22 protein-coding genes are annotated in these 23,936 nt (G+C 67.8%); 8 read left to right on the top strand and 14 right to left on the bottom strand.

Annotation, left to right across the window (positions count from 1 at the left end; all coding sequences use genetic code 11):
• Positions 1–26: 26 nt before the first annotated feature.
• The gene (locus A9310_RS23705; RefSeq protein WP_065632671.1) at positions 27–1,364 is read left to right on the top strand and encodes a PQQ-binding-like beta-propeller repeat protein; all 1,338 of its coding nucleotides are present in this window, start codon (positions 27–29) and stop codon (positions 1,362–1,364) included.
• A 70-nt stretch (positions 1,365–1,434) separates the two neighbouring features.
• On the opposite strand, the gene A9310_RS23700 is transcribed toward A9310_RS23705, so the two are convergent.
• The 3 genes from A9310_RS23700 to A9310_RS23690 form a co-directional block, all read right to left on the bottom strand.
• Positions 1,435–2,634 carry an SAM-dependent methyltransferase gene (locus tag A9310_RS23700; protein WP_065632670.1) on the bottom strand — a complete coding sequence of 400 codons (1,200 nt, stop codon included), beginning with the start codon at positions 2,632–2,634 and terminating at the stop codon, positions 1,435–1,437.
• Between the two features lie 19 nt (positions 2,635–2,653).
• Complete coding sequence (locus A9310_RS23695; RefSeq protein ID WP_065632669.1) at positions 2,654–3,628, bottom strand: class I SAM-dependent methyltransferase; 975 nt, start codon at positions 3,626–3,628, stop codon at positions 2,654–2,656.
• A gap of 62 nt (positions 3,629–3,690) precedes the next feature.
• Entirely contained in the window at positions 3,691–4,479 is a 789-nt protein-coding gene (locus A9310_RS23690) for an enoyl-CoA hydratase/isomerase family protein (protein WP_058252172.1), read from the bottom strand.
• A 127-nt stretch (positions 4,480–4,606) separates the two neighbouring features.
• Here A9310_RS23690 and ligD point away from each other — a divergent pair, with 127 nt between their 5' ends.
• Entirely contained in the window at positions 4,607–5,587 is a 981-nt protein-coding gene (gene ligD, locus A9310_RS23685) for a non-homologous end-joining DNA ligase (protein ID WP_065632746.1), read from the top strand.
• On the opposite strand, the gene A9310_RS23680 is transcribed toward ligD, so the two are convergent.
• Positions 5,568–5,999 (bottom strand): MarR family winged helix-turn-helix transcriptional regulator, encoded by a 432-nt coding sequence (locus A9310_RS23680; protein WP_083207515.1) that lies wholly within the window; start codon positions 5,997–5,999, stop codon positions 5,568–5,570. The genes ligD and A9310_RS23680 overlap by 20 nt on opposite strands.
• A 74-nt stretch (positions 6,000–6,073) precedes the next feature.
• On the opposite strand from A9310_RS23680, the gene A9310_RS23675 reads away from it, so the two are divergent.
• Positions 6,074–6,673, top strand: a complete 600-nt coding sequence (locus A9310_RS23675) for a maleylpyruvate isomerase family mycothiol-dependent enzyme (protein ID WP_065632668.1) — start codon at positions 6,074–6,076, stop codon at positions 6,671–6,673.
• 12 nt (positions 6,674–6,685) lie between these two features.
• Here A9310_RS23675 and A9310_RS23670 read toward each other — a convergent pair whose 3' ends face one another.
• Both A9310_RS23670 and A9310_RS23665 read right to left on the bottom strand, forming a co-directional pair.
• Positions 6,686–7,513 (bottom strand): NUDIX domain-containing protein, encoded by an 828-nt coding sequence (locus A9310_RS23670; protein ID WP_065632667.1) that lies wholly within the window; start codon positions 7,511–7,513, stop codon positions 6,686–6,688.
• Positions 7,514–8,350 (bottom strand): ABC transporter ATP-binding protein, encoded by an 837-nt coding sequence (locus tag A9310_RS23665; RefSeq protein ID WP_065632666.1) that lies wholly within the window; start codon positions 8,348–8,350, stop codon positions 7,514–7,516. It lies immediately after the preceding gene.
• A 99-nt stretch (positions 8,351–8,449) separates the two neighbouring features.
• On the opposite strand from A9310_RS23665, the gene A9310_RS23660 reads away from it, so the two are divergent.
• Entirely contained in the window at positions 8,450–9,451 is a 1,002-nt protein-coding gene (locus A9310_RS23660) for an LLM class flavin-dependent oxidoreductase (RefSeq protein WP_058252200.1), read from the top strand.
• Positions 9,452–9,472: 21 nt separating this feature from the next.
• On the opposite strand, the gene A9310_RS23655 is transcribed toward A9310_RS23660, so the two are convergent.
• The 4 genes from A9310_RS23655 to ctaD are packed head-to-tail and all read right to left on the bottom strand — an operon-like array spanning position 9,473 to position 13,740.
• A complete protein-coding gene (locus A9310_RS23655; RefSeq protein WP_065632665.1) occupies positions 9,473–9,922 on the bottom strand; it encodes a cupin domain-containing protein in 450 nt (149 codons plus the stop codon).
• Entirely contained in the window at positions 9,919–10,695 is a 777-nt protein-coding gene (locus A9310_RS23650; RefSeq protein ID WP_065632664.1) for a peptidyl-tRNA hydrolase, read from the bottom strand. Before A9310_RS23650 ends, A9310_RS23655 begins: the two co-directional genes overlap by 4 nt.
• A gap of 14 nt (positions 10,696–10,709) precedes the next feature.
• Positions 10,710–11,951: a phosphoserine phosphatase SerB gene (serB, locus tag A9310_RS23645; protein WP_058252179.1), complete on the bottom strand. Its 1,242-nt coding sequence runs from the start codon at positions 11,949–11,951 to the stop codon at positions 10,710–10,712.
• A gap of 4 nt (positions 11,952–11,955) precedes the next feature.
• Positions 11,956–13,740, bottom strand: a complete 1,785-nt coding sequence (ctaD, locus tag A9310_RS23640) for a cytochrome c oxidase subunit I (protein ID WP_065632663.1) — start codon at positions 13,738–13,740, stop codon at positions 11,956–11,958.
• Positions 13,741–14,031: 291 nt separating this feature from the next.
• On the opposite strand from ctaD, the gene A9310_RS23635 reads away from it, so the two are divergent.
• Together A9310_RS23635 and A9310_RS23630 are read left to right on the top strand one after the other, a co-directional pair.
• Complete coding sequence (locus A9310_RS23635) at positions 14,032–15,081, top strand: ABC transporter substrate-binding protein (RefSeq protein ID WP_065632662.1); 1,050 nt, start codon at positions 14,032–14,034, stop codon at positions 15,079–15,081.
• A gap of 140 nt (positions 15,082–15,221) precedes the next feature.
• Complete coding sequence (locus A9310_RS23630) at positions 15,222–15,710, top strand: carbonic anhydrase (RefSeq protein WP_065632744.1); 489 nt, start codon at positions 15,222–15,224, stop codon at positions 15,708–15,710.
• A 33-nt stretch (positions 15,711–15,743) separates the two neighbouring features.
• On the opposite strand, the gene A9310_RS26095 is transcribed toward A9310_RS23630, so the two are convergent.
• Positions 15,744–15,917 carry a hypothetical protein gene (locus A9310_RS26095; RefSeq protein WP_091344398.1) on the bottom strand — a complete coding sequence of 58 codons (174 nt, stop codon included), beginning with the start codon at positions 15,915–15,917 and terminating at the stop codon, positions 15,744–15,746.
• Between the two features lie 153 nt (positions 15,918–16,070).
• On the opposite strand from A9310_RS26095, the gene A9310_RS23625 reads away from it, so the two are divergent.
• Both A9310_RS23625 and A9310_RS23620 read left to right on the top strand, forming a co-directional pair.
• The gene (locus A9310_RS23625) at positions 16,071–19,073 is read left to right on the top strand and encodes a DEAD/DEAH box helicase (protein WP_065632661.1); all 3,003 of its coding nucleotides are present in this window, start codon (positions 16,071–16,073) and stop codon (positions 19,071–19,073) included.
• Complete coding sequence (locus A9310_RS23620) at positions 19,070–19,879, top strand: hypothetical protein (RefSeq protein ID WP_065632660.1); 810 nt, start codon at positions 19,070–19,072, stop codon at positions 19,877–19,879. Before A9310_RS23625 ends, A9310_RS23620 begins: the two co-directional genes overlap by 4 nt.
• 49 nt (positions 19,880–19,928) lie before the next feature.
• Here A9310_RS23620 and nrdF read toward each other — a convergent pair whose 3' ends face one another.
• The 3 genes from nrdF to nrdE are packed head-to-tail and all read right to left on the bottom strand — an operon-like array spanning position 19,929 to position 23,905.
• Positions 19,929–20,903, bottom strand: a complete 975-nt coding sequence (gene nrdF / locus A9310_RS23615) for a class 1b ribonucleoside-diphosphate reductase subunit beta (RefSeq protein WP_065632743.1) — start codon at positions 20,901–20,903, stop codon at positions 19,929–19,931.
• A 17-nt stretch (positions 20,904–20,920) separates the two neighbouring features.
• Positions 20,921–21,682 (bottom strand): NUMOD3 domain-containing DNA-binding protein, encoded by a 762-nt coding sequence (locus tag A9310_RS23610; RefSeq protein WP_065632659.1) that lies wholly within the window; start codon positions 21,680–21,682, stop codon positions 20,921–20,923.
• Positions 21,683–21,712: 30 nt separating this feature from the next.
• Positions 21,713–23,905, bottom strand: a complete 2,193-nt coding sequence (nrdE, locus tag A9310_RS23605) for a class 1b ribonucleoside-diphosphate reductase subunit alpha (RefSeq protein WP_065632658.1) — start codon at positions 23,903–23,905, stop codon at positions 21,713–21,715.
• Between the last annotated feature and the right edge of the window lie 31 nt (positions 23,906–23,936).

Below are 23,936 nucleotides of genomic sequence, written 5' to 3'. Positions count from 1 at the left end.
AACAGGGCACGACGACGAGGAGCAGGATGGCTTTGGCACGACCGCAGGTGTCTCGACGCCGCCGATCCGCGCTGACCCGCCCGCTCGTCGCGCTGACGGCCGTGTGCTCGATGGCGCTCGCCGCCTGCTCGGACGGCCACATCGACGTCCGCTCCGTGCCGAGCGTCGGCTGGCCCAGCTACGGAGGTGTCCCGGGCAACGCCAACTTCGCGTATGCCGATGTGCCGGAAGACCTGACGCTGAGCTGGACACGCCCGACCGGCGGCCCGGTCACCGCACCGGTGACGATCTCCGGCAAGGGGAACGTGGGCGTGACGTCGAATGCGGCGCAGGGCTGCAACGTGCTCGTGCTCGACAGCCGCTCCGGACGCAAGAACTTCTGCAAGGACATGCGGGCCGGTGTCGAGATCAACGCGATGCTCGTCGATCAGTACGACCAGCCCTATCTCGGCGAGGAGACGACCTTCCTCGCCTTCAATGCCGGCGGCGCCATCCGCTGGCGGGCCGGCGTGATCGGGGTACCGCTGTCGGCGAAGTTCGCGGCCCCGAACGAGGTGCTGGTCGCCACCACACAGGGTCAGATCCTGCTGATCGACACCCAGCGCAACGAACTCCTCGCGCCTGAGGTGAGACTGCGCGACGACGCCGATCCGGCGCAACCGCTCCGCGGCTTCGGCGACTGCGTGAGCAATGGGCCGCAGTGCGCGATCCCCGCCCCCGCTGCCGTCGACACCGAACGAGAACGCTTCTTCCTCAACTTCTTTCCCCAGGGCGCAGCGACGTCGCAGATCCGCGCGATGAAGTACGGCGCCGTTGCCGGGAACCGCGAAGTCCGGACCGCGTGGCAGGCCGACGTGCCCAGCGGCGTCATCGGGACCCCGACGCTCTCGGCCGACGGCGCGACCGTCTATGCGTTCTCGCGCGACGGCAAGATCGTCGCCCTGAACGCCGAGGACGGATCGACGCGGTGGACCTACGACATCGGCGGCCACGGATTCGCGACGATGACCGTCTCCCCGGACGGTCTGATCATCCCGACCGGTTCGCTCGGCGCCCCGCTGACCTTGCTGCGTGATCGGGGCGATCGCGCCGAACAGGTCTGGCAGCGCACAGATCTGGCGACAGTGAGCCTGTCCGCGCTGACCCAGCAGCAGACCGCGTGGACGGTCGCCCGCGATCCCGGCAAGGACTCCCTGTCCCTGGTCGAGGTGTCCACGACCGACGGCGCGACGAAACGGACTCTGCCGCTGCCGGATTCGCGCGGCTTCGCGACCGGCGTCTCGGTGTCCTACGCCGGACAGATCGCGACCGCGACCAATCTCGGCGAGGTGTACTTCTTCGACAGCAAGGCCGATCTCGAGTAGGTGTTCGTAGAGTGCGGGATTCGTACCGGAAACCGATACCGATCCCGCACTCTGCGTGATCGGGTTCGTTTCAGAACCGGACACCCGGCTCACAGATGAACGCGACACCCTTGCGCCCGATCCGGGTCAGCACCACCGACAACGGCCGGGAGCCCTTGAGCTTGAGCTTCTTCCGCAGCCGGTCGGGGTCGACGTCGAGTCCGCGGACAAGGATTTCCAGGGGGCCGCAGTCGAGCGCCGTGAGCGCCTTCCGGAGCGCCTTCTCGGTCACCCCCGTCTGCTCGATCACCCGGAACCCGCGGGCGCCGTCGGGGACGGAATCACCCGTGAGATAGGCGATCTGCGGGTCGAGTTGCCAGAGCCCGGACCGGCGGGCGTAGTGCTTGACCAGCCCGGCGCGCACGATCGCCCCGTCCGGGTCGACGATCCACTCCCCCGCCTCACCGGCCGGCACGTCGTCGTCCTCGCGGTCGGTGACCTCGACCTCGGCGACCGTTCCGTCGGTGCGGGTGCGCAGCACGGTGGCCCGACGGCCGGGCTCCACACCCGGGCCCGCCCACAGGCACGCCTCGCGCACGCCGCCGTCGAGTGAGGTGACCTGGACCTCGCCGTCGAAGCCATAGCGGTTTCGCAACATCTGATGGTCCAGTCCGGGAGCGCATTTCACGATGAGCGCGCGACCGGGATAGGTCGTCAGCAGCTCGAAGAGCGGTGGGGTCAGCTGATCGAGTCGGAAGATGCGGCCCGCATCCGATCGCCGCGCGGGATCGGCGAGGAGCACGTCCGCAGTCGAGGTCGGGGTGAGCGCGTCCGAGACCAGCAGCGTCGCCTCCGGCACGTTGGAACGCGCCATCGCGAGCCGGACCCGGTCGATGTCGCTCCCGATGACACCCGAGATACCGTTGGCGCGCACCAGCTCTCGCAACTCCGCCCCGATCGAACAGGTCAGGTCGTGCACCACCGATTCCGGGAACCGCGCCGCGATCTCTTCCGCACGGTGCGCGGCGACCACCGACGCGGTCGCCTGCTGCAGGGCGTCATCGGTGAACAGGAGACCCTCGGCATCGCGCAGCTTCGAGCGGGCGCGCCTACGACACTGCACCGTCTCGATCAGCGCGGCGTCGTGGGGCGCGTATCGACTGCGTACCTCGGTGATGTCGGCCAGCATCGTCGACGGGGTGAGCTCGAGGGCGGACACCGTGTCGAGCGCCTTCTCGCCGTGCCGCGACCGCAGGAACGCGACGTCGTCGAGATCGAAGGAGTAGCCCATGGCCTGACGGCGGAACCGCCTACTGCGGCTTCGTCCCCGTCACCACGACGTTGTAGAAGAACTTCGGCGGCACGACCTTGCGCAGCACGTTCTCGTCGAGCCAGGTGAGGCGCTTCCATCCGCCGAAGGCGAATCGTGCCCAGCCCCAGCCGAGCTTCTCCGGCGGCACAGCGGCCTCGAAGGTGCGGACCGGCCAGCCGAGCATCGCGGCGGCCAGTTCCTCGGTGGCGGTGGCCACCTTCTGCGCGCCGGCGGCGCGGGCGATGCCGGCGAGCTCGTCGGGATCGAAGGTGTGGATGTCGACGACGGCCTCGAGCGCGGCCGCACGCGAGGACTCGTCGAGTTCGTCCTGCGGGCGCCGCCACCCCTGCAGCGGACCGAGCTTCGTGACGTTCGTCGTGGCGAACCACGTCGCCCGACTCATCCAGCGCGCGTAGAAGTCACCGATCGTCGACGGCTCACCCGCGAAGATGAACCGCCCGCCGGGCTTGAGGACCCGCAGCACCTCGCGCAGCGCCTGCTCGACATCGGGAATGTGGTGCAGCACAGCATGTCCGACGACGAGGTCGAAGGTGTCGTCGTCGTACGGGATCTTCTCCGCGTCGGCGACCCGGCCGTCGACATCGAGACCGAGGTTCTCCGCGTTGCGCAGGGCGACCTTGACCATGCCCGGCGAGAGGTCGGTGACCGACCCCTTCGACGCAACACCCGACTGCATCAGGTTCAGCAGGAAGAAGCCGGTGCCACAACCGAGTTCCATCGCGCGGCCGTACGGCAGGGGCTCGTCGGTGGACACGGCGTCGAAACGGCCACGCGCGTAGTCGATGCAGCGTTCGTCGAAGCTGATCGACCACTTCTCGTCGTAGGTCTCGGCCTCCCAGTCGTGGTAGAGCACCTGGGCGAGTTTGGTGTCGGTGAGGGCCGCCTTGACCTGTTCCTCGGTGGCGTGCGGATTGGGAGCGGGATCGGTGCCCGGTGTGGCGTCGGTGGTCATGATCGCTTCCTGTGTGCGTGGTGACGGGATGCTGTGGTGGAAGGGTGCGCGGCGACGACGGCTCAGCGGCCGACGAATTCCGCCTTCCCGGGGCCGTTCTCGAGGAACGAAGTCAGACCGATGGCGCGGTCCTCGGTCGCGAACAGCGGGGCGAACAACTGCTCTTCGATCTTGAGCCCGGTGTCGAGGTCGACGCCGAGCCCCTGATCGACGGCCTTCTTGATCGCGGCGAGCGCCACCGAGGCGGCGCCGTCGAACTGTCCGGCCCAGGCGAGCGCGGCGTTGTAGACCTCGTCCGGCGCGACGACCTCGTCGACGAGTCCGATCGCCAGTGCCTCCGCGGCGTCGACGAAGCGGCCGGTGAACATCAGATCCTTGGCCTTCGACGGCCCGATGAGACGTGCCAGCCGCTGCGTGCCGCCGCCGCCGGGGATGAGACCGAGCAGGACCTCGGGCAGCCCGAGCTTCGCGTTGTCGCCCGCGATCCGTCGGTCGGCACCCAACGCGACTTCGAGGCCACCGCCGAGCGCGTACCCGGTGATGGCCGCGACGGTCGGCTTCGGGATGGCGGCGATCGCGCCGAGATCGCTCTGCAGGCGACCCGCCACCCGGCTCATCTCGGCGTAGCCGACGTCCCGCATCTCCTTGACGTCCGCGCCGGCCGCCAGGATCTTCGGGCCGCCGTAGACGACGACGGCCTTGATGTCGGCGCGGACCGTGGCCTCCTCGGCCGCGGCGGCCAGTTCGGCCTGCACCTGCCGGCTCAACGCGTTCATCGGCGGCCGGTGCAGCAGGATGGTGCCGACCCCCGGATGAGCGTCGGAGCACTCGAGGGTCACGAACTCAGGCATGGTCGAAGGCTACCGGTAGGTAAGTCCGATCGATGCCCCAGCCCGACGACCCAGGCCGACGACCCGGCACGCACGACGCGGCCCGGAGTCCGCCGCCCACCGGCATCGGAGCCATACAGTGGCGGTCATGGCGAAAACGTCGGGTTCCGCAGGTGATCCCATCGAGCTCGAGGTCGGCGACCGCACCGTCCGGCTGTCGAGTCCCGACCGCGTCTACTTTCCCGAGCGCGGTGAGACCAAGCGCGATCTCGCCGAGTACTACCTGTCCGTCTGCGACGGGATCGTCCGTGCGCTGCGCGACCGTCCGTGCATGCTGCACCGGTTCCCCAAGGGCGTCAGCGGCAACAAGGTCCACCAGAAGCGCATCCCCGCCGGTGCGCCGGACTGGCTGGAGACCACCGAGATCTACTTCCCGCGGTACGGCCGCACCGCCGACGAACTGTGCGTCACCGAACTGGCATCGGTGATCTGGGCGGTGCAGATGTCGACCGTCGAGTTCCACCCCTGGAACTCACGACGCGACGACCCCGAGTCGCCCGACGAGTGGCGTATCGACCTCGACCCGATGCCCGACTGCACGTTCCCCCGGATCCGGCGCGTGGCGCACGTCGTCGAAGAAGTGCTCGACGAACTGGGTATGCGCGGGTTCCCCAAGACCTCGGGCGGTCGCGGGCTGCACATCTACGTCCGCATCGCGCCGGAGTGGGGCTTCCCGCAGGTCCGGCGTGCGGCTCTCGCGTTCGCCCGGGAGGTCGAACGTCGGGCGCCCGACGACGTGACGACGACCTGGTGGCGCAAGGACCGCGACCCGGCGGCGGTCTTCGTCGACTACAACCAGAACACCCGCGACCACACCATGGCGTCGGCCTACTCCGTGCGTGGCAACGAGCGGGCCACCGTGTCGACGCCGATCACCTGGGCCGAGATCGACGACATCGAACCCGACGATTTCACCATCGCCACCGTGCCGGCCCGGTTCGCCGAACTCGGAGACCTGCACGCGGAGATCGACGACGTCGCGCACCGACTCGACACCCTCATCGACTGGGCCGACCGCGACGACATCGGCACCGACGAGGACGCCGAGATCATCGATATGGATCGGTGACGTCGCGTAACGACCGCAATGCCCTTTCCAGGGCGGCGAACTGGGCGTCGCCGAGATGCTCGCGCCACTCCTGCTGCTGCGCCTCGACCTCTCGCGCGGCGACCTCGCACAGGTGAACGCCCCGCTCACTCAGCGTCACCAGCCGGGCGCGACGGTCGGACGGGTCCGGCACCCGGGTCAGGTAGCCCGCCGCCTCGAGCTGGTCGACGATGCCGCCCGCGGTCTGCTTGGTGACACCCGCCTGCTCGGCGAGATCGGTCAGCCGCATGGGTTCGGGTGCCAGCCGCTGTAGCACCCGGGACTGCGCCGGAGTGATGTCGTCGGCCCCTTCCTCGGCGATCCGTGCCAACACTCGGCGCTCGGTCGCGCGATGGGCGATGAACATCAGAACGGCGATCTCCGGGTCGGACACGTCGTTGACTTTAGTACGAAAACCTGACTAATATCAGTCAGGTAACCTGACTATCTGTGCGGCGGGAGCGACCGATGGACACCGACCTCATCTGGCAGCGCATCGACGAGCAACGACTCGAACTCGCCGCGCTGATCGAGACCCTCACGCCCGAGCAACTCGCCACCCCGTCGCTGTGCGACGCGTGGACGGTGCGCGACGTCGCGGTCCACCTCACCCACTCCCACACCTCACCGGCACGAGCGATGATCGCCGCGTGCCGATACGGCTTCCGGTTCAACACGATGATCCGCGAACTCGCGCTGCGCGACGACACCACGGCGGATCAGGCCGCCTCGAAGTTGCGCGCCATGGTCGGTTCGCGTCGGCATCCGATCGGGACGACTCCCATGGCGCCGCTACTGGATTCGCTCCTGCACGGGCAGGACATCGCCGTCCCGCTCGGACTCGACCGGCCGATGCCGACCGACGCCGCGACGGCGTGCGCCGACTACCTGTGGTCGACGGGTTTCCCGTTCCACGCAAGTCGCCGAAACGAGGGACGACGCTACGTGGCCACCGACTGCGACTTCGCGGCCGGGACGGGCGAGGTCGTCGAGGCGCCGATCCGCGACATCGTCATGCTGTTCGGCGGACGGACGAACGCCGCCGGGGCTCTGGCGCCCTCAACCTGACAGCGCGTCCGGTCAGAGCGTGATCTCGGGCGGCTGCTGATCGCCGAGAGTCCGGAAGTACTCGTCGGAGCCCGGGAAACCGAGGCCGGCCAGCCCGGCGCCGGCTGTCACGTTCGGCAGGATCGGTTCGATGACACGCTCGGCGTCGAGCAGTTCGTCGATGGTCGAGAACTGCGAGACGTAGTTGAGCTGCGACCACGTGGGCGGCATGAGGAAGTGCTGGCCCGCGGCCCAGGAATCGATCGCGACGCGGGCGTTCACCCACCGGGCGACCTCGGCTTCGGTGGTCTCGGCGTCGGCATGCTGTCCGTCGGGCATCGCGGCCAGGAAGAACCGGGTGTCGTAGCGTCGCTTCTCGTTCACCGGGGTGATCCAGTGCGCGAGCGGACGCAGCAGATCGGCACGCAGCGTCAGTCCGCGCGCGGTGAGGAACTGCGCGAACGACAACGACTTCTCGACGAGGCGTTGCCGATCCTCGGCCAGTCCCTCCGGGTCGGCGAAGGCGCCGTCGGCATCGGTCGCGAGCAGGACGCCGCACTCTTCGAACGTCTCGCGGACGGCCGCGCACACCAGGGCCTGGGCGATCTCGGCGTCGCTGCCGAATTGCCCGGCCCACCAGGTGGCCTCGGGACCCGTCCACGCCAGGTCGGCGTCGGCGTCCCGCTTGTCGACGCCGCCGCCCGGGAACACCGTCATTCCCCCCGCGAAGGCCATCTGCTTGACGCGGCGTTGGAGAAACACCTCGATGCCGTCGGCAGCGTCGCGGACGAGCACGACGGTCGCGGCATCCCGCAACGGTGCGGACACGATGTCCGCGCCCTGCTCCTGTGTCGACGTCATTCAGTTACCTCCTGCTGCTCGACGGTGGCCACCCGCGCGGCGCCGGCGCCGCGCGAAGTACCGGCCGTCGACCTTGTCCAGAACGATCTGCTGGCGGAAGGCGGCGGTGAGGTTCTCGCTCGTGAGTACCTCCTCGAGCAGCCCCTGGGCCACCACACCACCCTCGGACAGGATCATCGCATGGGTAAAACCTTCGGGGATCTCCTCGACGTGGTGGGTGATCAGCACGATGGCCGGCGCGTCGGGGTCGGCGGCGAGGCGGGCGAGACGATCGACGAGTTCTTCGCGGCCACCCAGGTCGAGCCCGGCGGCCGGTTCGTCGAGCAAGAGCAGTTCGGGGTCGGTCATCAGCGCGCGCGAGATCACGACACGCTTGCGCTCGCCCTCGGACAGCGTGCCGAAGCGACGGTCCGCGAGGTGCTCGGCACCCATCGATTCCAGCGATTCGACGGCCTGCGCACGGTCCACGGCGTCGTAGCTCTCGCGCCACCGCCCCAGGACCGCATATCCCGCCGAGATGACGACGTCGCTGACGATCTCCTCCGGCGGCACTCGATCGACCAGCGACGGGCTCGAGACCCCGATCCGGGTCGACAGCTCGCGGATCTCGACCCGGCCGAGCTTCTCGTTGAGCACGAAGGCGGTGCCCGACGTCGGGTGGATCTCCGCCCCGGCCAGTCGGATCAGTGTCGTCTTTCCCGCGCCGTTGGGTCCGATGATCACCCAGCGTTCGTCCAGTTCCACCTGCCACGACAGCGGGCCGACGAGAGTCTTGCCGCCCCGGACGACGGCGACGTCGCGAAAATCGATCAGGAGGTCGGGATCGGATTCGGTCACTCCCCCATCCTGCACCACGAGGGAATGGTCGACCCGTTCGACTCACGGCAGACCGGACGGCGGGAATAGTCCGGGGCGTCGGCCGCATTGAACATCGTCGTGACCCCTTCGAACCTCCCCTTGTCGATCCTGGATCTCGCGCAGATCGGTCGTGACGAGACTGCCGCGCAAAGCCTGTCCGCCAGTGTCGATCTCGCACAGAACGCGGAGAAGTGGGGCTACCGCCGGATCTGGTACGCCGAGCACCACAACATGTCGGCCATCGCGTCGTCGGCACCGGCGGTGCTCATCGCACACATCGCCGCGCACACCTCGACCATCCGTCTCGGCGCCGGCGGCGTGATGCTGCCGAACCATTCCCCGCTGACCATCGCCGAGCAGTTCGGCACACTCGCCGAACTCCATCCCGGGCGCATCGACCTCGGGCTCGGGCGCGCGCCCGGCAGCGATCAGCAGACCTTCGCGGCCCTGCGCCGCACCCACGCCTCCGCGGAGCGGTTCCCGCACGACGTCCTGGAGCTGCAGGCCTTCCTCGGCGACGAGTCGCGTGTCGAAGGCGTTCGCGCGACCCCGGGCGCGGGCACCCACGTGCCGCTCTACATCCTCGGCTCGTCGCTGTTCGGCGCGCAGCTCGCCGCGGCCCTCGGACTTCCGTACGCCTTCGCCTCCCACTTCGCGCCGCAGGCGCTCACCGAGGCCGTGGCGTTGTACCGCCGCGAGTTCCGGCCGTCGGAGGTCCTCGCCGAGCCCTACGTCATCGCGGGTGTCGGAGCGATCGCCGACGAGGACGCCGACCGTGCGCAGGCGCAGCTGCAGATCGCGAAACGTCAACGCGTGTCGCTGCTCTACGGCCGCGGCCGGACCTTCACCGACGAGGAAGCCGACGCCATCCTCTCGATGCCGCAGGGACGCCAGATCGACGAAATGCTGACGTACTCGGGTGTCGGGACGCCGGGCGAGGTGCGCGACTACCTCTCGTGGTTCGCCGGGCACGCCGACGCCGACGAGCTGATCGTCGCGTCGCTGGCGCCCGATCGTGACGTGTGGCTGGGCACCTTCGGCCACCTCGCGCCGGTGAACTCACCGGTCGCCGCCGGCTAGCCGGGATCCGAGGGCCGACCGTCAGGCCAGCCGGAAGTCCTCGAAGTCGAACCCGGGCACGACGATGCAGCTGACGAGTGACGGCTCGTCCCCGGCGGGCCGGGCACGCTGCCACACGCCCGGCGGCACGAGCGCTTGCGGGTGCTCACCGGATTCGATGTCGGGCCCGACCAGAATCGTGGTGGGGTCACCGGGGGCATCGGCGTCCCCGCCGAGATCGAGTTCGACCGGCGCTCCTCGATGGTGCAGCCACAGTTCGGCGCCGCGTACCGTGTGCCACGCCGACTCGTCGCCCGGCATGAGGACGAAGTAGATCGCCGTGCCGGCGGCACGGTCGCCGGTATAGCCGTCGGCAAGCGACGCCGACGGCACGACGACGTCGCTCCGCCACGTCTCCCGGAACCAGCCGCCTTCCGGATGGGGTTGCAGATCAAGAGCTTTCACCCATTCCGGCGGTACCGCAGCGCTCACGTGTCCTCCTGGGCCCGGATGACCTCGGCGATGACGGTCACCGAACCGGGCGCGATCTCGGTGAACCCGGCGTCTCGAACGGCCACCGCCCTCCCGGCGGCATCGGCGGAGAGCAGTTCTCGCCACCGCCCGGGCGTGGCCTGACGGACCGCGAGCGGGCAGTCGTCCCGACGCCACTCGATCGCGTCGTACGCGGCGAGGAGCTTGGCCGCCAGCATCGACGCGTGACCGACCTGCGCGGCCAATTTGCCGACGGTCATCGGCAGGTCGGGATTGGTCCACAGCACGACGCCCGAGACCGGCGGCTGATCGGGCAGCTCTCCCTCGACCTCGGTCCCACCGATCTGCAGCTTCGCCACACGCCGGTCGAGGTCACCGACGCGGCCGGGCACGAACGCCCGTGCCGACGCCCCGCCCTCGGTCGCGGTCACACCCCAGACCTCCTGCGCAGCAGCCCATTGCGCGCCACGCGCGCGCCGGGCGATCTTCCGGATCCGTGCGTCGCACCAGGCGTCCATCGCCGCCGCCCACGGACCGTCGCCCGCACTTCGTTCGTCGAGGCACAATAACGCCACCGCTCGCGCCGCCGCGGTCAGCAGTTCGGTGCGGTCGGGCGGATCGTTCTTCTCGATGCGGAGCACCATCGCCATCGCCAGGACGTCGGCGGGGTCCGACGGGTCGTCGCCGCCTCCGACGTAGGCGACCAGCCGCCGATGATCGGCCGCGATCGCTTCCGGATCGACATGCGGGGAGACCGTGCGCTCGGATTCCATGGCGCGGTGCGAGGTCAGCCCAGGGGTACCCGGCGATAGACACCGTCGGCGGCGTCGGCCGCCTCGATCTCGTCGCGGGAGACGCCCAGGATGAACAGGACCCCGTCGAGGAACGGGTGATTCAGCGTGGCGTCGGCGACCTCGCGCAGCGCCGGCTTCGCATTGAAGGCGATTCCCAGCCCGGCGACGCTGAGCATGTCGATGTCGTTGGCGCCGTCGCCCACCGCGATCGTCTGCTCCATCGGCACCCCGACCTGATCGGCGAACGACCGCAGCGCATGCGCCTTGCCCATCCGGTCGACGACCTCGCCGACGACCCGGCCGGTGAGCTTCCCGTCGACGATCTCCAGGGTGTTGGCCCGGACGAAGTCGAGTTCGAGTTCGTGCGCGAGTCCGTCGATGACCTGACGGAAACCGCCGGACACGAGACCGCAGTGGAATCCGAGACGGTGCAGCGTACGGATCGTCGTCCGAGCACCGGGGGTCAGTTCGAGCGATTTGGCGACATCGTCGAGAACACTTGCGTCGAGTCCGGCCAGGGCCTTGACGCGTTCGTGGAGGGACTGCGCGAAGTCGAGTTCGCCTCGCATCGCCGCCTCGGTCACCGCGGCGACCTCGGCTTCGCGGCCGGCGTGCGCGGCGAGCATCTCGATCACCTCGCCCTGGATGAGCGTCGAGTCGACGTCGAAGACGATCAGGCGCTTGGCGCGCCGAGCGAGTCCGCCGCGCTCCACGGCGATGTCCACCGCATGCTTCGCGGCCACCTCGGCGAGGCCTTTGCGGAGGGCGGCGTCGGCGGCGACACCGCCCCGGCCGGCAACGCTGACCATGAGTTCGAGGCCGGTGAGCGGGTAGTCGGCGATCCCGCGGATCGAGTCGATGTTGCCGCCCTGGCTCGCCAGCTTCGCCGCGACGGCGCTGAACGCGGTGGCGGTGACCGGGCTGCCGAGGATGACGACGGCATGCGACGACGGCGAACGGCTACCGGGATCGACCCCGATCTCCACCCGGACGTCGAAACCGATGGACGCCATCGCCTGTTCGACGACTTCCTGCAGCGCCTCGGGGTCGCCGGTGGAGGACACCAGCACTCCGAGGGTCAGCTGTCCGCGGATGACCACCTGCTCGACGTCGAGCAGTGCAACGGCCTGACCGGCCAGGGCACCCATGAGAACAGAGGTGACACCTGGCCGGTCGGGACCGGTGACAGTGACCAGGACGGTCGTACCGGAACTGGCTGTCGAGTCCTTGCTCACCGGGTCAGCGCGGGTCGGGATCCGGGGATCCCTCGTGCGTTCCCACGGTGAACGGCTCGCGACGAGCCTCTTCCATCTGACGGTCCTTGCCCGCGGCGTGACCCGGGCCGACGTGTGCCTCGGCACGCATGCGGTCGATCATGTGCGGGTAGTGCAGCTCGAACGCCGGGCGCTCCGACCGGATGCGGGGCAGCTCGGTGAAGTTGTGGCGCGGCGGCGGGCAGGAGGTGGCCCACTCGAGCGAGTTGCCGAAGCCCCACGGGTCGTCGACGGTCACGACCTCGCCGTAGCGGTAGCTGCGGAAGACGTTCCACAGGAACGGCAGGGTCGACAGGCCGAGGATGAACGCGCCCACGGTCGAGATCATGTTCAGCGTCGTGAAGCCGTCCGACGGGAGGTAGTCGGCGTAGCGACGCGGCATGCCCTCGTTGCCCAGCCAGTGCTGCACCAGGAAGGTCATGTGGAAGCCGATGAACGTCAGCCAGAAGTGGATCTTGCCGAGTCGCTCGTCGAGCATGCGCCCGGTCATCTTCGGGAACCAGAAGTAGATGCCGGCGTAGGTGGCGAACACGATGGTGCCGAAGAGCACGTAGTGGAAGTGCGCGACGACGAAGTAGCTGTCGGACAGGTGGAAGTCCAGCGGCGGGCTCGCGAGCAGCACACCGGTCAGACCACCGAAGAGGAACGTCACGATGAAGCCGACCGAGAACAGCATCGGGGATTCGAACGTGATGTGACCGCGCCACATCGTGCCGATCCAGTTGAAGAACTTCACGCCGGTGGGCACCGCGATCAGGAACGTCATGAAGGCGAAGAACGGGAGCAGCACGGCGCCGGTGACGTACATGTGGTGGGCCCACACCGCGGCCGACAGGGCGGCGATGGCGAGCGTGGCGTAGATCAGACCGGAGTAGCCGAAGATCGGCTTCCGCGAGAAGACCGGGAAGACCTCGGACACGATGCCGAAGAACGGCAGGGCGATGACGTACACCTCGGGATGTCCGAAGAACCAGAACAGGTGCTGCCACAGGATGACGCCGCCGTTGGCCGGGTCGTAGATGTGGGCACCGAACTGGCGGTCGACCTCGAGACCCATCAGCGCCGCGGTCAGCAGCGGGAAGATGAGGAGGATCAGCACGCTGGTCACCAGGATGTTCCAGGTGAAGATCGGCATGCGGAACATCGTCATGCCGGGTGCGCGGAGACAGATCACAGTGGTGACCATGTTGACGCCACCGAGGATGGTGCCGAGACCCGAGACGGCCAGACCCATGATCCACAGGTCGGCGCCGATGCCGGGGCTGTGCACGGCGTCGGTCAGCGGCGTGTACGCGGTCCAGCCGAAGTCGGCGGCGCCACCGGGCGTGATGAAGCCGGCGACGGCGATGGTCGAACCGAAGACGAACAGCCAGAAGCCGAGTGCGTTGAGTCGCGGGAAGGCGACGTCGGGCGAACCGATCTGCAGCGGCAACACGAAGTTGGCGAAGCCGATCACGATCGGCGTCGCGTACATCAGCAGCATCACGGTGCCGTGCATCGTGAAGAGCTGGTTGAACTGCTCGGTGGACAGGAACTGCATGCCCGGCATCGCGAGCTCGCCACGCATCAGCAGGGCCATGAGGCCGCCGATGAGGAAGAACGCGAAGCAGGCGGTGATGTACATCATGCCGATCAACTTGTGATCGGTCGTCGTCAGCAGCTTGTAGATGAACGAACCCTTGGGCTGATAGCGCTCCGGGAACGGACGCACTGGAGCCACTTGCGTGGTGGGTTGGTCTACCGCGGTCACAGATCCTCCTCTTGCCCGAACCCGACGCCGAACCCCTTCGGCCGTCGGTCGGCACATGAACAAACCGAGCGCTGGTTACTGATCCTAAACCCTCACCGGTGCCCGGGCCGAGCGGGTCCTACGATCTGTCGTATTCGATGTCGGAGCCACCGGATCGGCAGTGCTCATCGGCGGTTTCTTCGACGACGCGCCAGACTCTCGGAGCACCCCTCAGATTGCCGGCGTCCGGCGCCCGGGAGTGCGCATCCGAGCCTACGCCGGGTGCCTCGGGACCGGTGCTAGGTTGGGCGGGTGCAACGGAGGGTCACGGTCGCGAACGAGGCCGCCAGAAGTGTCGAGGCAGCCACCGGCGAGACCCGGCGCTCACTCGTCCGACGCATTGGCCTGGCGACCACGATCGGGTTGACCGTGGTCGCGCTGGCCGCCTGTTCGGGCGAGGAGCCGCTGACGACTCCGGACGGCTCCCCCATCTCCACCGTGACGACACGGGTGGCGGAGGTGAACATCGTCTCGGCCGACCGTGATTACGCGAAGACCTGCCTCGCACCCACCGCGCCGGATCCGGGTGAGGCCGACGTCGAACGCATCGTCGTGACCGACCCCGCTGTTCTCGACGCGCTGTGCGCCCTCGGGCTCGGCCCCGAGGTCGTCGCGGTGGCTGCCGAGCCCGGTTCCGTGCCCGAGTATCTCGGTCCCCAGCTGACCTCGGTCCCGGCCATCGGACCGACGCCCGACGCCGCGGCGGTCGCCGACGCCGATGCCGGACTCGTCCTCACCACCGCCGACACCGCGGACTCCGCCCGCGCGTTCCCCGGTGTCCGCACCGTCACCGTCCCGACCGACGGCACCTGGCAAGAGCAGTTCCAAGCCGTCGCCGACGCCGTGAACCGCAGCGGGTCGGGTCGGACACGCCTCGCCGAGTACACGACCGAGGCCACCAAGACCGGCCGGCGGATGGACGCCTCGCACACCCAGGTGTCGCTGGTGCGCTTCGGCGACGACTCCGAGACCATCGCCGGGATGAACACCTTCGCCGGCCAGGTGCTCGGGGACATCGGCGTCCAGCGGCCCGGCCCGCAGCGCGTGCCCGACTCCTTCGCCCTCACCGACGACGACCTCCGCGACGCCGACGCCGACCTCATCTATGTGAGCTTCGAGGGCGAGGAGGGCCTCGCCCACGGGGAAGAGGTCCTGCTCAGCGACGAATGGCTCAGCCTGGGCGCACCCGTGTGGAAACGTGTGCTCGCCGTCGACGACGACGTCTGGTACGAGTCCTCGGGACTCGCCGCCGCCTGGCTGGTCCTCAACGACGTCAAGGGCTCACTCGACGGCAACTCCTGACGGTCTCCGATCGGCAGGTGTCGCACATCGTTGCCCCAGGCGCAACGATGCACTACATCTGCCGGGTGCCGTTTCGGTCACTTCCGATCACCGACGTCCAAACCCTCGCCGGGGCGACGTCGACACATCAGGATCGGCGCATGAGTGTCACCGACGAATACCTCGCGAACAACGCCGAATACGCCAAGACCTTCACCGGGCCGTTGCCCCTGCCGCCGGCCAAGCACGTCGCGGTGGTGGCCTGTATGGACGCCCGGCTCGACGTCTACCGCATCCTCGGATTGAACGAGGGCGAGGCCCACGTGATCCGCAACGCCGGCGGGGTGGTGACCGACGACGAGATCCGCTCCCTGGCCATCAGTCAGCGACTGCTCGGCACCACCGAGATCATCCTCATCCACCACACCGACTGCGGCATGCTGACGTTCACCGACGACGACTTCAAGCGCCAGATCCAGGACGAGATCGGGCAGAAGCCCGCGTGGTCGGCGGAGGCGTTCGCCGATCTCGACGAGGACGTCCGCCAATCGATCACCCGGATCCAGAACAGCCCGTTCGTCACGAAGACCACGTCGTTGCGCGGGTTCGTCTTCGACGTCGCGACCGGACTCCTGCGCGAGGTGTCCTGACCCAGGTGTCCTGACCCGGGTAACTCAACCCTCCTACGAGTCGCCGCCCTCGGAGCGCTGGACCGCTTCGGGGGCGTTCTCGCGGGTGGCCATCCCACCCTCGCGTCCGTGGTCCTGCGGGCCGGGCGGATCCTTCTCGACTTCGGTGTCCGGACCCTTGCCGGTATCCCTGTCCCCCGAGGTCGCGGAGCTCTCGGACTGTCCCATCGGTACCTCCTACGATCTTCCGGCCGGTCTGCCGGGCGACGATCGTCGATACCCGGCTCCCCGAGCGGGCAAACCACTGTCGGTGGTCTCGCGCACCGTCCGCCGTCGACGACTGGTGTCGGAGCCCGTCGCTAAACTGGCCGACGATCCTCCATGCCACATGATGCGCCGTCCAGCGGGCAGCCTGCCACCGACTCTGCCCCGAAGCCCAGCCCCGCCGAGCCCCTGCACGCCCTGTGGCGACCGGGCGTCGGCCTGGCGGTGTGGGTCGACGGGGACCCGTCCGATCTCGCCGCGCCCCTTCGCGACCTACTCGACGGCCGTCGCTTCCGCAGCGAGATCCCCGTCGTCGACGCCGACGGCCACCGACGTTTCGTCCGCGCCGCGACGTTGGGCATGACGTCGGCGATCACGCTCCTCGACGCGTCGCGATCCATCGCGGTGACCGGCGATGTCCGCTGGTATCGATATCTCCTCGACGGTGTGCGGGCCTTCGTGCGGTCGGGCACCGTGGCGCCGTCGGTCCAGCAGGTGGCCGGCGAGTGGATGGTGCGCTGGGTCGTCGTCGCGACGCCGACGTGGCGCAGCTGGCATGCCGTCGTCGTGGGAAGCGCGCCGGATGCGCTGCTGCACAACGGGTCCGCACCCGCCCTGGACGACTTCCTCGCCGAACTCGTCGACCACGAATGCCGTTCCGCCATCGCGCGTTCCGCCGTCCGCCTCGGCGAACCACGGCCCGCGTCACCCATCGTGCGGGCACTGCTCCCCGACGCCGATCCCCGCCCGCCCAGCTCCCCCGAACGGCTCGCCGCCGCCGCGGGTGGCTGGTCGCGGTGGAACGCCGGCGCTCCGCGCGACGATCGCTCGCTCATCTTCCGGCTGCACGAACCCGAGTACGACGACCTCGCCGACGTTCCGTGGGCCGACGCATGGGACGACGACACGGTCGACCCGCCGAGCCGCGCCGAGGTGGCCGAGACCTCGCGGTGGCGACTGCAGGTCTGTCGTCGGAGCATCGACGGACAGGTCGAACCCGTCGCGCCGCACCGCCTCGACGCCCACGAACTCGACGAACTGACGACCGAGTTGGCCACGGCAGTCCGCGAATTCCCCGAACTGGGCCGCGCCGACCCCGATCGGGGCTCCCTCGACTTCCTGCTGCCGACCGCGATCGCGGAAGAACTGTTCGCCACGGGCGCGGCGGCGCTCGGCGCCGTCGGCATACCGGTTCTGTTGCCGCGGACGATCGCCGAGGTCCGTCCGAGTCTGACCTTGCGCGCGCTCGCCCCGCCCGGAGGCGGGGCACCGGCGGCGATGGTCGGCCTGCGGGAGATCCGGGAGTTCGAGTGGCGTCTCGCCCTCGGCGACACCCCCGACGCGATCACGCTCACCGACGCCGACCTCGACGAATTGTCCGGCCAGAAAGGCGATCTGGTCCGCGTGCGCGGGGTGTGGATGCGCGCCGAGGGCGCCGCGCTGACCCGGGCAGCCACGTTCGTCGCCACCCAGCGCGCGCTGGCCGCGGCCGAACCGCCGAGCGACTTCGGCGAGCTGTTCAATCTCGTCACCGGCGAGTCGGACCGTCTACCCGTACCGGTGTCACGAGTCGAAGGCCTCTCCTGGCTCGACGACGTCGCCGACACCGGCGTCCTTCGTCCCGAATCCGTCGCGCCACCGACGGGGTTGACCGCCACCCTGCGTCCCTACCAGCAGCGCGGCCTGGACTGGCTCGCCCATCTGTCGACTCTCGGTGTGGGCGGCGTGCTGGCCGACGACATGGGCCTGGGCAAGACCTTGCAGGTCATCGCTCTGGAATGCCACGAGCGCAGCGATCCGTCCGCGTCGCCTGCCGATGATCCTCGGGAGCCGACGCTCGTCGTCTGCCCGATGTCCCTGGTCGGCAACTGGGCGCGGGAGTTCGCCCGGTTCGCGCCCGCGCTCCGCGTGGCGATCCACCACGGGCCGTCCCGCGAGTCCGGGGCGGCGTTCGCGGGCATCCGCGACTCCGTCGACATCGTGGTCACCACCTTCGCGATCGCGGCGCGCGACCACGAGCTGCTGTCCTCGCGACCCTGGCATCGGATCGTGGTCGACGAGGCCCAGCACCTCAAGAACGTGAACACCATTGCGGCCAAGGCGGTTCGGACGGTCCCCGCCGACCACCGCCTCGCCCTCACCGGCACCCCGGTCGAGAACCGCCTGGAGGATCTCCGCGCCGTCATCGACCTGGTCAACCCCGGCCTGCTCGGGTCCGCGTCGGTGTTCCGCGCACGCTACGCCGAACCGATCGAACGGGACCGTGACCCGGCCGCCCTCCGACGGTTGTCCGCGATCACCCGGCCGTTCATCCTGCGCCGCGAGAAGACCGATCCGGCGATCGCCGCCGACCTCCCAGAGAAGGCGGACTTCGCCGTCCGGGCCAACCTCACCGTCGAGCAGGCGGCGCTGTACCGCGCGGTGATCGACGAACTGATGGCGGCACTGCGCGACAAGCAGCAGCGCACACTACGACGCCGCAACGTGCTGGCCGCACTGACCCGCCTCAAGCAGGTGTGCAATCACCCCGCGCACTATCTCGCCGACGGCACCGACCTCGTCCGCGACGGCGGGCACCGCTCCGGCAAGGTCGAACTGCTGGCCGACATCGTCTCCACCGTCGCCGAGGAGGGCGACCGCGCATTGGTCTTCACCCAGTTCGCCGCCTTCGGTGACATGCTGTCGTCGTGGTTGACCGCGGAGTTCGGCAGCGAGATCCCGCTTCTGCACGGCGGTCTGGGTCGCACCGAGCGCGACCGTCTCGTCGCCGACTTCCAGTCCGACGACGGGCCGCCGGTCCTGCTGGCGACGCTGAAAGCCGGCGGCACCGGGCTCAACCTGACCGCGGCCAACAACGTCATCCACGTCGATCGGTGGTGGAACCCGGCCGTCGAGGACCAGGCCACCGACCGCGCCTACCGGATCGGCCAGGACCAGAAGGTATCAGTGCATCGGTTCGTCTGTGTCGGCACCATCGAGGAGCGCATCGACGACATGATCGCCAAGAAACGTGAGCTGTCCCGGCTGACGGTCGCGGCCGGCGAGAACTGGGTGTCCGACCTCGCCGACGACGAACTCTTCGAACTCATCCGGCTGCGCGACGAGGCGGTCAGCGAATGACGGTGCGCAAGAAGGGCACGCAACGCCGCGGTGAGCGTGGCACGATCGCGGTCCGCGGCTATGGCCTCACCTCATGGTCACGCGCCTTCGTCGATGTCGTCGAGGGACGCGGCGCCGACGGCGAATCGGTCGCGGACAGCCGGCGTATCACCAAGGCGCGCAGGTATTTCCGCGATCGGCATCTGCGCGGCCTACGGATCGGCGCCGGCCGGGTGACCGCCTCGGTGGAGGGCACCCAGCTCGAGCCGTTCGACGTCATCCTGACCACCCGCACCGTCGACACCCCGACACTCGCGAACCTACTCCGCGAGCGCAACGCTGGCGATGAACTCATGCTGCTCACCCGCGGCGAACAGCCGCCGGCGCTGGGTGAGCTGCTGGTGCCCACCGAATCCGCCGACGTCGAGACCGACTGCACGTGCCCCGACGAGGCGCCGCGGTGCATCCATGCGCTCGTCACCTGTTACGAGGTGGCCGCCGAGATCGACCGCACCCCGTTGACCCTGCTGACCGTGATGGGCACCGACCTGCGAGCACTGCTGGCCGAGATCGATTCTCGCCCACCGGTATCACGGACCTCCGACGACGGTGGGTCAGCAACCTCACTGCAGGTCGACGACTACTACGGCACCGCCTCGACGTTGCCTCCGCTGCCGTCGCCGTCGCGGATGAACCCGCTGACCGCGCTCGACGGCGGCGAACTACGGGCGGCGTTGCGCGCCACCGGCGTCGCGCCCGCCGACATCGCCGAGGCGATCGACGAGCTCGGCGACCTCTACGACCGTCTCACCGCCGGCGGTTCGTAGCGCCAATGCGCATATAGCACGCATTGACGCTACGAAATCCTCGGTGGGACTAGAAGTCCCAGTCCTCGTCCTCGGTGTTGACGGCCTTGCCGATGACGTAGGAACTGCCCGACCCGGAGAAGAAGTCGTGGTTCTCGTCGGCGTTGGGCGACAGTGCCGACAGGATCGCCGGGTTCACGTCGGTCTCGTCGCGCGGGAACATCGCCTCGTAGCCCAGATTCATCAGGGCCTTGTTCGCGTTGTAGCGCAGGAACTTCTTGACGTCCTCGCTCAGCCCGACCTCGTCGTACAGAGCCTCGGTGTAGTCACTCTCGTTGTCGTAGAGCTCGAACAGCAACTCGAAGGTGTAGTCCTTGAGCTCCTGACGACGCTCCGGGGTCTCGACCTCGAGTCCGCGCTGATACTTGTAGCCGATGTAGTACCCGTGCACCGCTTCGTCGCGGATGATGAGGCGGATCAGGTCGGCGGTGTTGGTGAGCTTCGCGCGGCTCGACCAGTACATCGGCAGGTAGAAGCCGGAGTAGAACAGGAACGACTCGAGCAGCGTCGAGGCGACCTTGCGCTTCAGCGGGTCGTCGCCACGGTAGTAGTCCATGACGATCTGCGCCTTGCGCTGCAGCTGCTCGTTCTCCTCCGACCAGCGGAACGCCTCGTCGATCTCCTTGGTGGAGCACAGTGTCGAGAAGATCGAGCTGTAGCTCTTGGCGTGCACCGACTCCATGAAGGCGATGTTGGTGAGCACCGCCTCCTCGTGCGGAGTGGTGGCGTCCGGGATCAGCGACACCGCGCCGACCGTGCCCTGGATGGTGTCGAGCAGGGTGAGACCGGTGAACACCCGCATGGTGAGCTGCTTCTCGTATTCGGTGAGCGTGCCCCACGACGGGATGTCGTTGGACACCGGCACCTTCTCGGGCAACCAGAAGTTGCCGGTGAGGCGATCCCACACCTCGGCATCCTTCTCGTCGGGCACGCGGTTCCAGTTGATCGCCGAGACCCGGCTGACCAGCTTGAGCTTCTCAGACATGGCAGATGTCGCTTTCTTCACTCATCGGGTTTGGCTACATCGTCGATGCAGTACTGACACGTGCTCTTGAACACGCCTTTGTTCGTGTGGTGCCTGGTGTGGGCATTCCGTTTGCTCGAGGGCTTTGGACGCCCCCTCTGAGCGTCGGACATCTTGCGGCGTGTCTCCTCGCTTGCGCGCCGCCCGAAGTTCGGATTTCCCTCGCCTTTTCGTTGCTCCGACAGTCGAGCGCGAGCTTCCTCCGACATGACGCGCCCGTAGCTGGGGTGAGCAGGTCCGAACTTCCCGAAGTTCGGATTTGCTTCTCCGGTGATAGAGCCTCTGCGCTGGACCGACCACTTCTCACGCTGTTCGTCGGAGTGCTTGAGACCATAGAACGGATTGTCATCCGCAAACCGGCTCAGCCCCTTCCGTCCAGTGGAACGAACCCGAGCCGCTTCTCGCATCTCCCCGGTCCAAACCACCCCGGTAGGACCCAATCCGCCCTCTGCCAGGTTCAGCAGCGGTTGGCCGTCGCGCTTGAGGTAGGCGATCCAAGCGATCTCGGCCTCCCCCAACTCGTTGAGTCCTTCGACGAACTGCAACTCGTCCGCCAAAACGTTGTCGCGATCTTGCAATCGGAGCCAGTCATAGAACGGTGTCTTTCTTCCGGCCGCCGCGACTTTGAAGTGTTGCCGCAGCCGCTGCTGCCCAGTTTTTGTGGTGAGCCCGATGTAGCGATAGTCATACGCGGCCCGCAACCGAACCCCGTAGATCGCGCCGCCTGTGGCCGGAACCATGTTCGTACGCAACGGTTCACACTCAACAGGTCACAACATGCAGCTGACGCAATTTTCCACCTCGGTCCCCTCGAGCGCGATCTGGCGCAGGCGGATGTAGTAGAGCGTCTTGATGCCCTTGCGCCATGCGTAGATCTGCGCCTTGTTGACGTCGCGCGTGGTGGCGGTGTCCTTGAAGAAGAGCGTCAGGCTGAGGCCCTGGTCGACATGCTGCGTGGCCGCGGCGTAGGTGTCGATGATCTTCTCGTACCCGATCTCGTACGCGTCCTGGTAGTACTCCAGGTTGTCGTTCGTCATGTACGGCGCCGGGTAGTAGACGCGGCCGATCTTGCCTTCCTTGCGGATCTCGATCTTGGCGGCGACCGGGTGGATCGAACTGGTCGAGTGATTGATGTAGCTGATCGAACCGGTCGGCGGGACGGCCTGCAGGTTCTGGTTGTAGATGCCGTCACGCTGGACGGCGGCCTTCAGCTCACGCCAGTCGTCCTGGGTCGGGATGGCGATCCCGGCCTGCCCGAACAGGTCTCGCACCTTCTGGGTCGCCGGCTCCCACACCTTCTCGGTGTACTTGTCGAAGAACTCACCGCTCGCGTACTTCGACTTCTCGAAGCCGGTGAACGCCCGGCCGCGCTCGGCGGCGATCCGGTTCGACGCGCGCAGCGCGTGATAGAGCACCGTGTAGAAGTAGATGTTCGTGAAGTCGATGCCTTCTTCGCTGCCGTAGAAGACCCGCTCACGCGCCAGGTATCCGTGCAGGTTCATCTGCCCCAGGCCGATGGCGTGAGACTGGTTGTTGCCGTGCTCGATTGAGGGCACCGACGTGATCGTGGTCTGGTCGCTCACCGCGGTGAGGCCGCGGATCGCGGTCTCGATGGTCTGGCCGATGTCGGGCGAATCCATCGTCTTAGCGATGTTCAGCGAACCCAGGTTGCACGAGATGTCCTTGCCCACTTCGGCATACGACAGATCGTCGTTGAAGGTCGACGGCGTCGACACCTGCAGGATCTCCGAGCACAGGTTGGAGTGGGTGATCTTGCCGTCGATCGGGTTGGCCCGGTTCACCGTGTCCTCGAACATGATGTACGGGTATCCCGACTCGAACTGCAGCTCGGCGAGGGTCTGGAAGAACTCGCGCGCCTTGATCTTGGTCTTGCGGATGCGACGGTCCTCGACCATCTCGTGGTACTTGTCCGTCACGTTGACGTCGGCGAACGGTACGCCGTAGACACGTTCGACGTCGTACGGACTGAACAGATACATGTCGTCGTTGGCCTTGGCCAGCTCGAACGTGATGTCCGGGATGACCACACCGAGCGACAGGGTCTTGATACGGATCTTCTCGTCCGCGTTCTCGCGCTTGGTGTCGAGGAAGCGGTAGATGTCGGGGTGGTGCGCGTGCAGGTACACCGCGCCCGCGCCCTGCCGGGCACCGAGCTGGTTGGCGTAGGAGAAGGAGTCCTCGAGCAGCTTCATGATCGGGATGACACCCGAACTCTGGTTCTCGATCTTCTTGATCGGCGCACCGTGCTCGCGGATGTTGCTGAGCAGCAAGGCAACTCCGCCGCCACGCTTGGAGAGCTGCAAGGCCGAGTTGATCGACCGGCCGATCGACTCCATGTTGTCCTCGATACGCAGCAGGAAGCACGAGACGGGTTCGCCGCGCTGCTTCTTGCCGGAGTTGAGGAAGGTCGGCGTCGCCGGCTGGAACCGGCCCTCGATGATCTCGTCGGTGAGGTTGCGCGCGAGGGCCGTGTCGCCGTCGGCCAGGGTCAGCGCCACCATGCACACGCGATCCTCGAAACGCTCCAGGTACCGCTTGCCGTCGAACGTCTTGAGCGTGTAGCTCGTGTAGTACTTGAACGCCCCGAGGAAGGTCGGGAAACGGAACTTCTTGCTGTAGGCGTGCCCGAAGAGGCTCTTGACGAACTCGCGGTCGTACTTCGCAAGGACCTCGGGCTCGTAGTAGTTCTCCTCGACGAGGTAGTCGAGCTTCTCGTCGAGATCGTGGAAGAAGACCGTGTTCTGGTTGACGTGCTGCAGGAAGTACTGGTTCGCGGCTTCGCGATCCTTGTCGAACTGGATCTTGCCCTCGGCGTCGTACAGGTTGAGCATCGCATTGAGGGCGTGGTAGTCGAGCTCGCCCGGGTCGTGTCCCGAGGGCCCGGGGTGCACACCCGACTTGCTGGCTGAAGTGGTGTCCGAGACGGCGGCGGTGGGCGACACGACAGATGACTCCTGCGGGTAGTGGTGGCTG

The sequence above is a fragment of the Gordonia sp. UCD-TK1 genome, from assembly GCF_001691435.1.
GTDB lineage: Bacteria > Actinomycetota > Actinomycetes > Mycobacteriales > Mycobacteriaceae > Gordonia > Gordonia hongkongensis.
The sequence above is the reverse complement of the archived record's forward strand: the minus strand, read 5'-3'. Positions and strand labels throughout refer to the sequence as shown.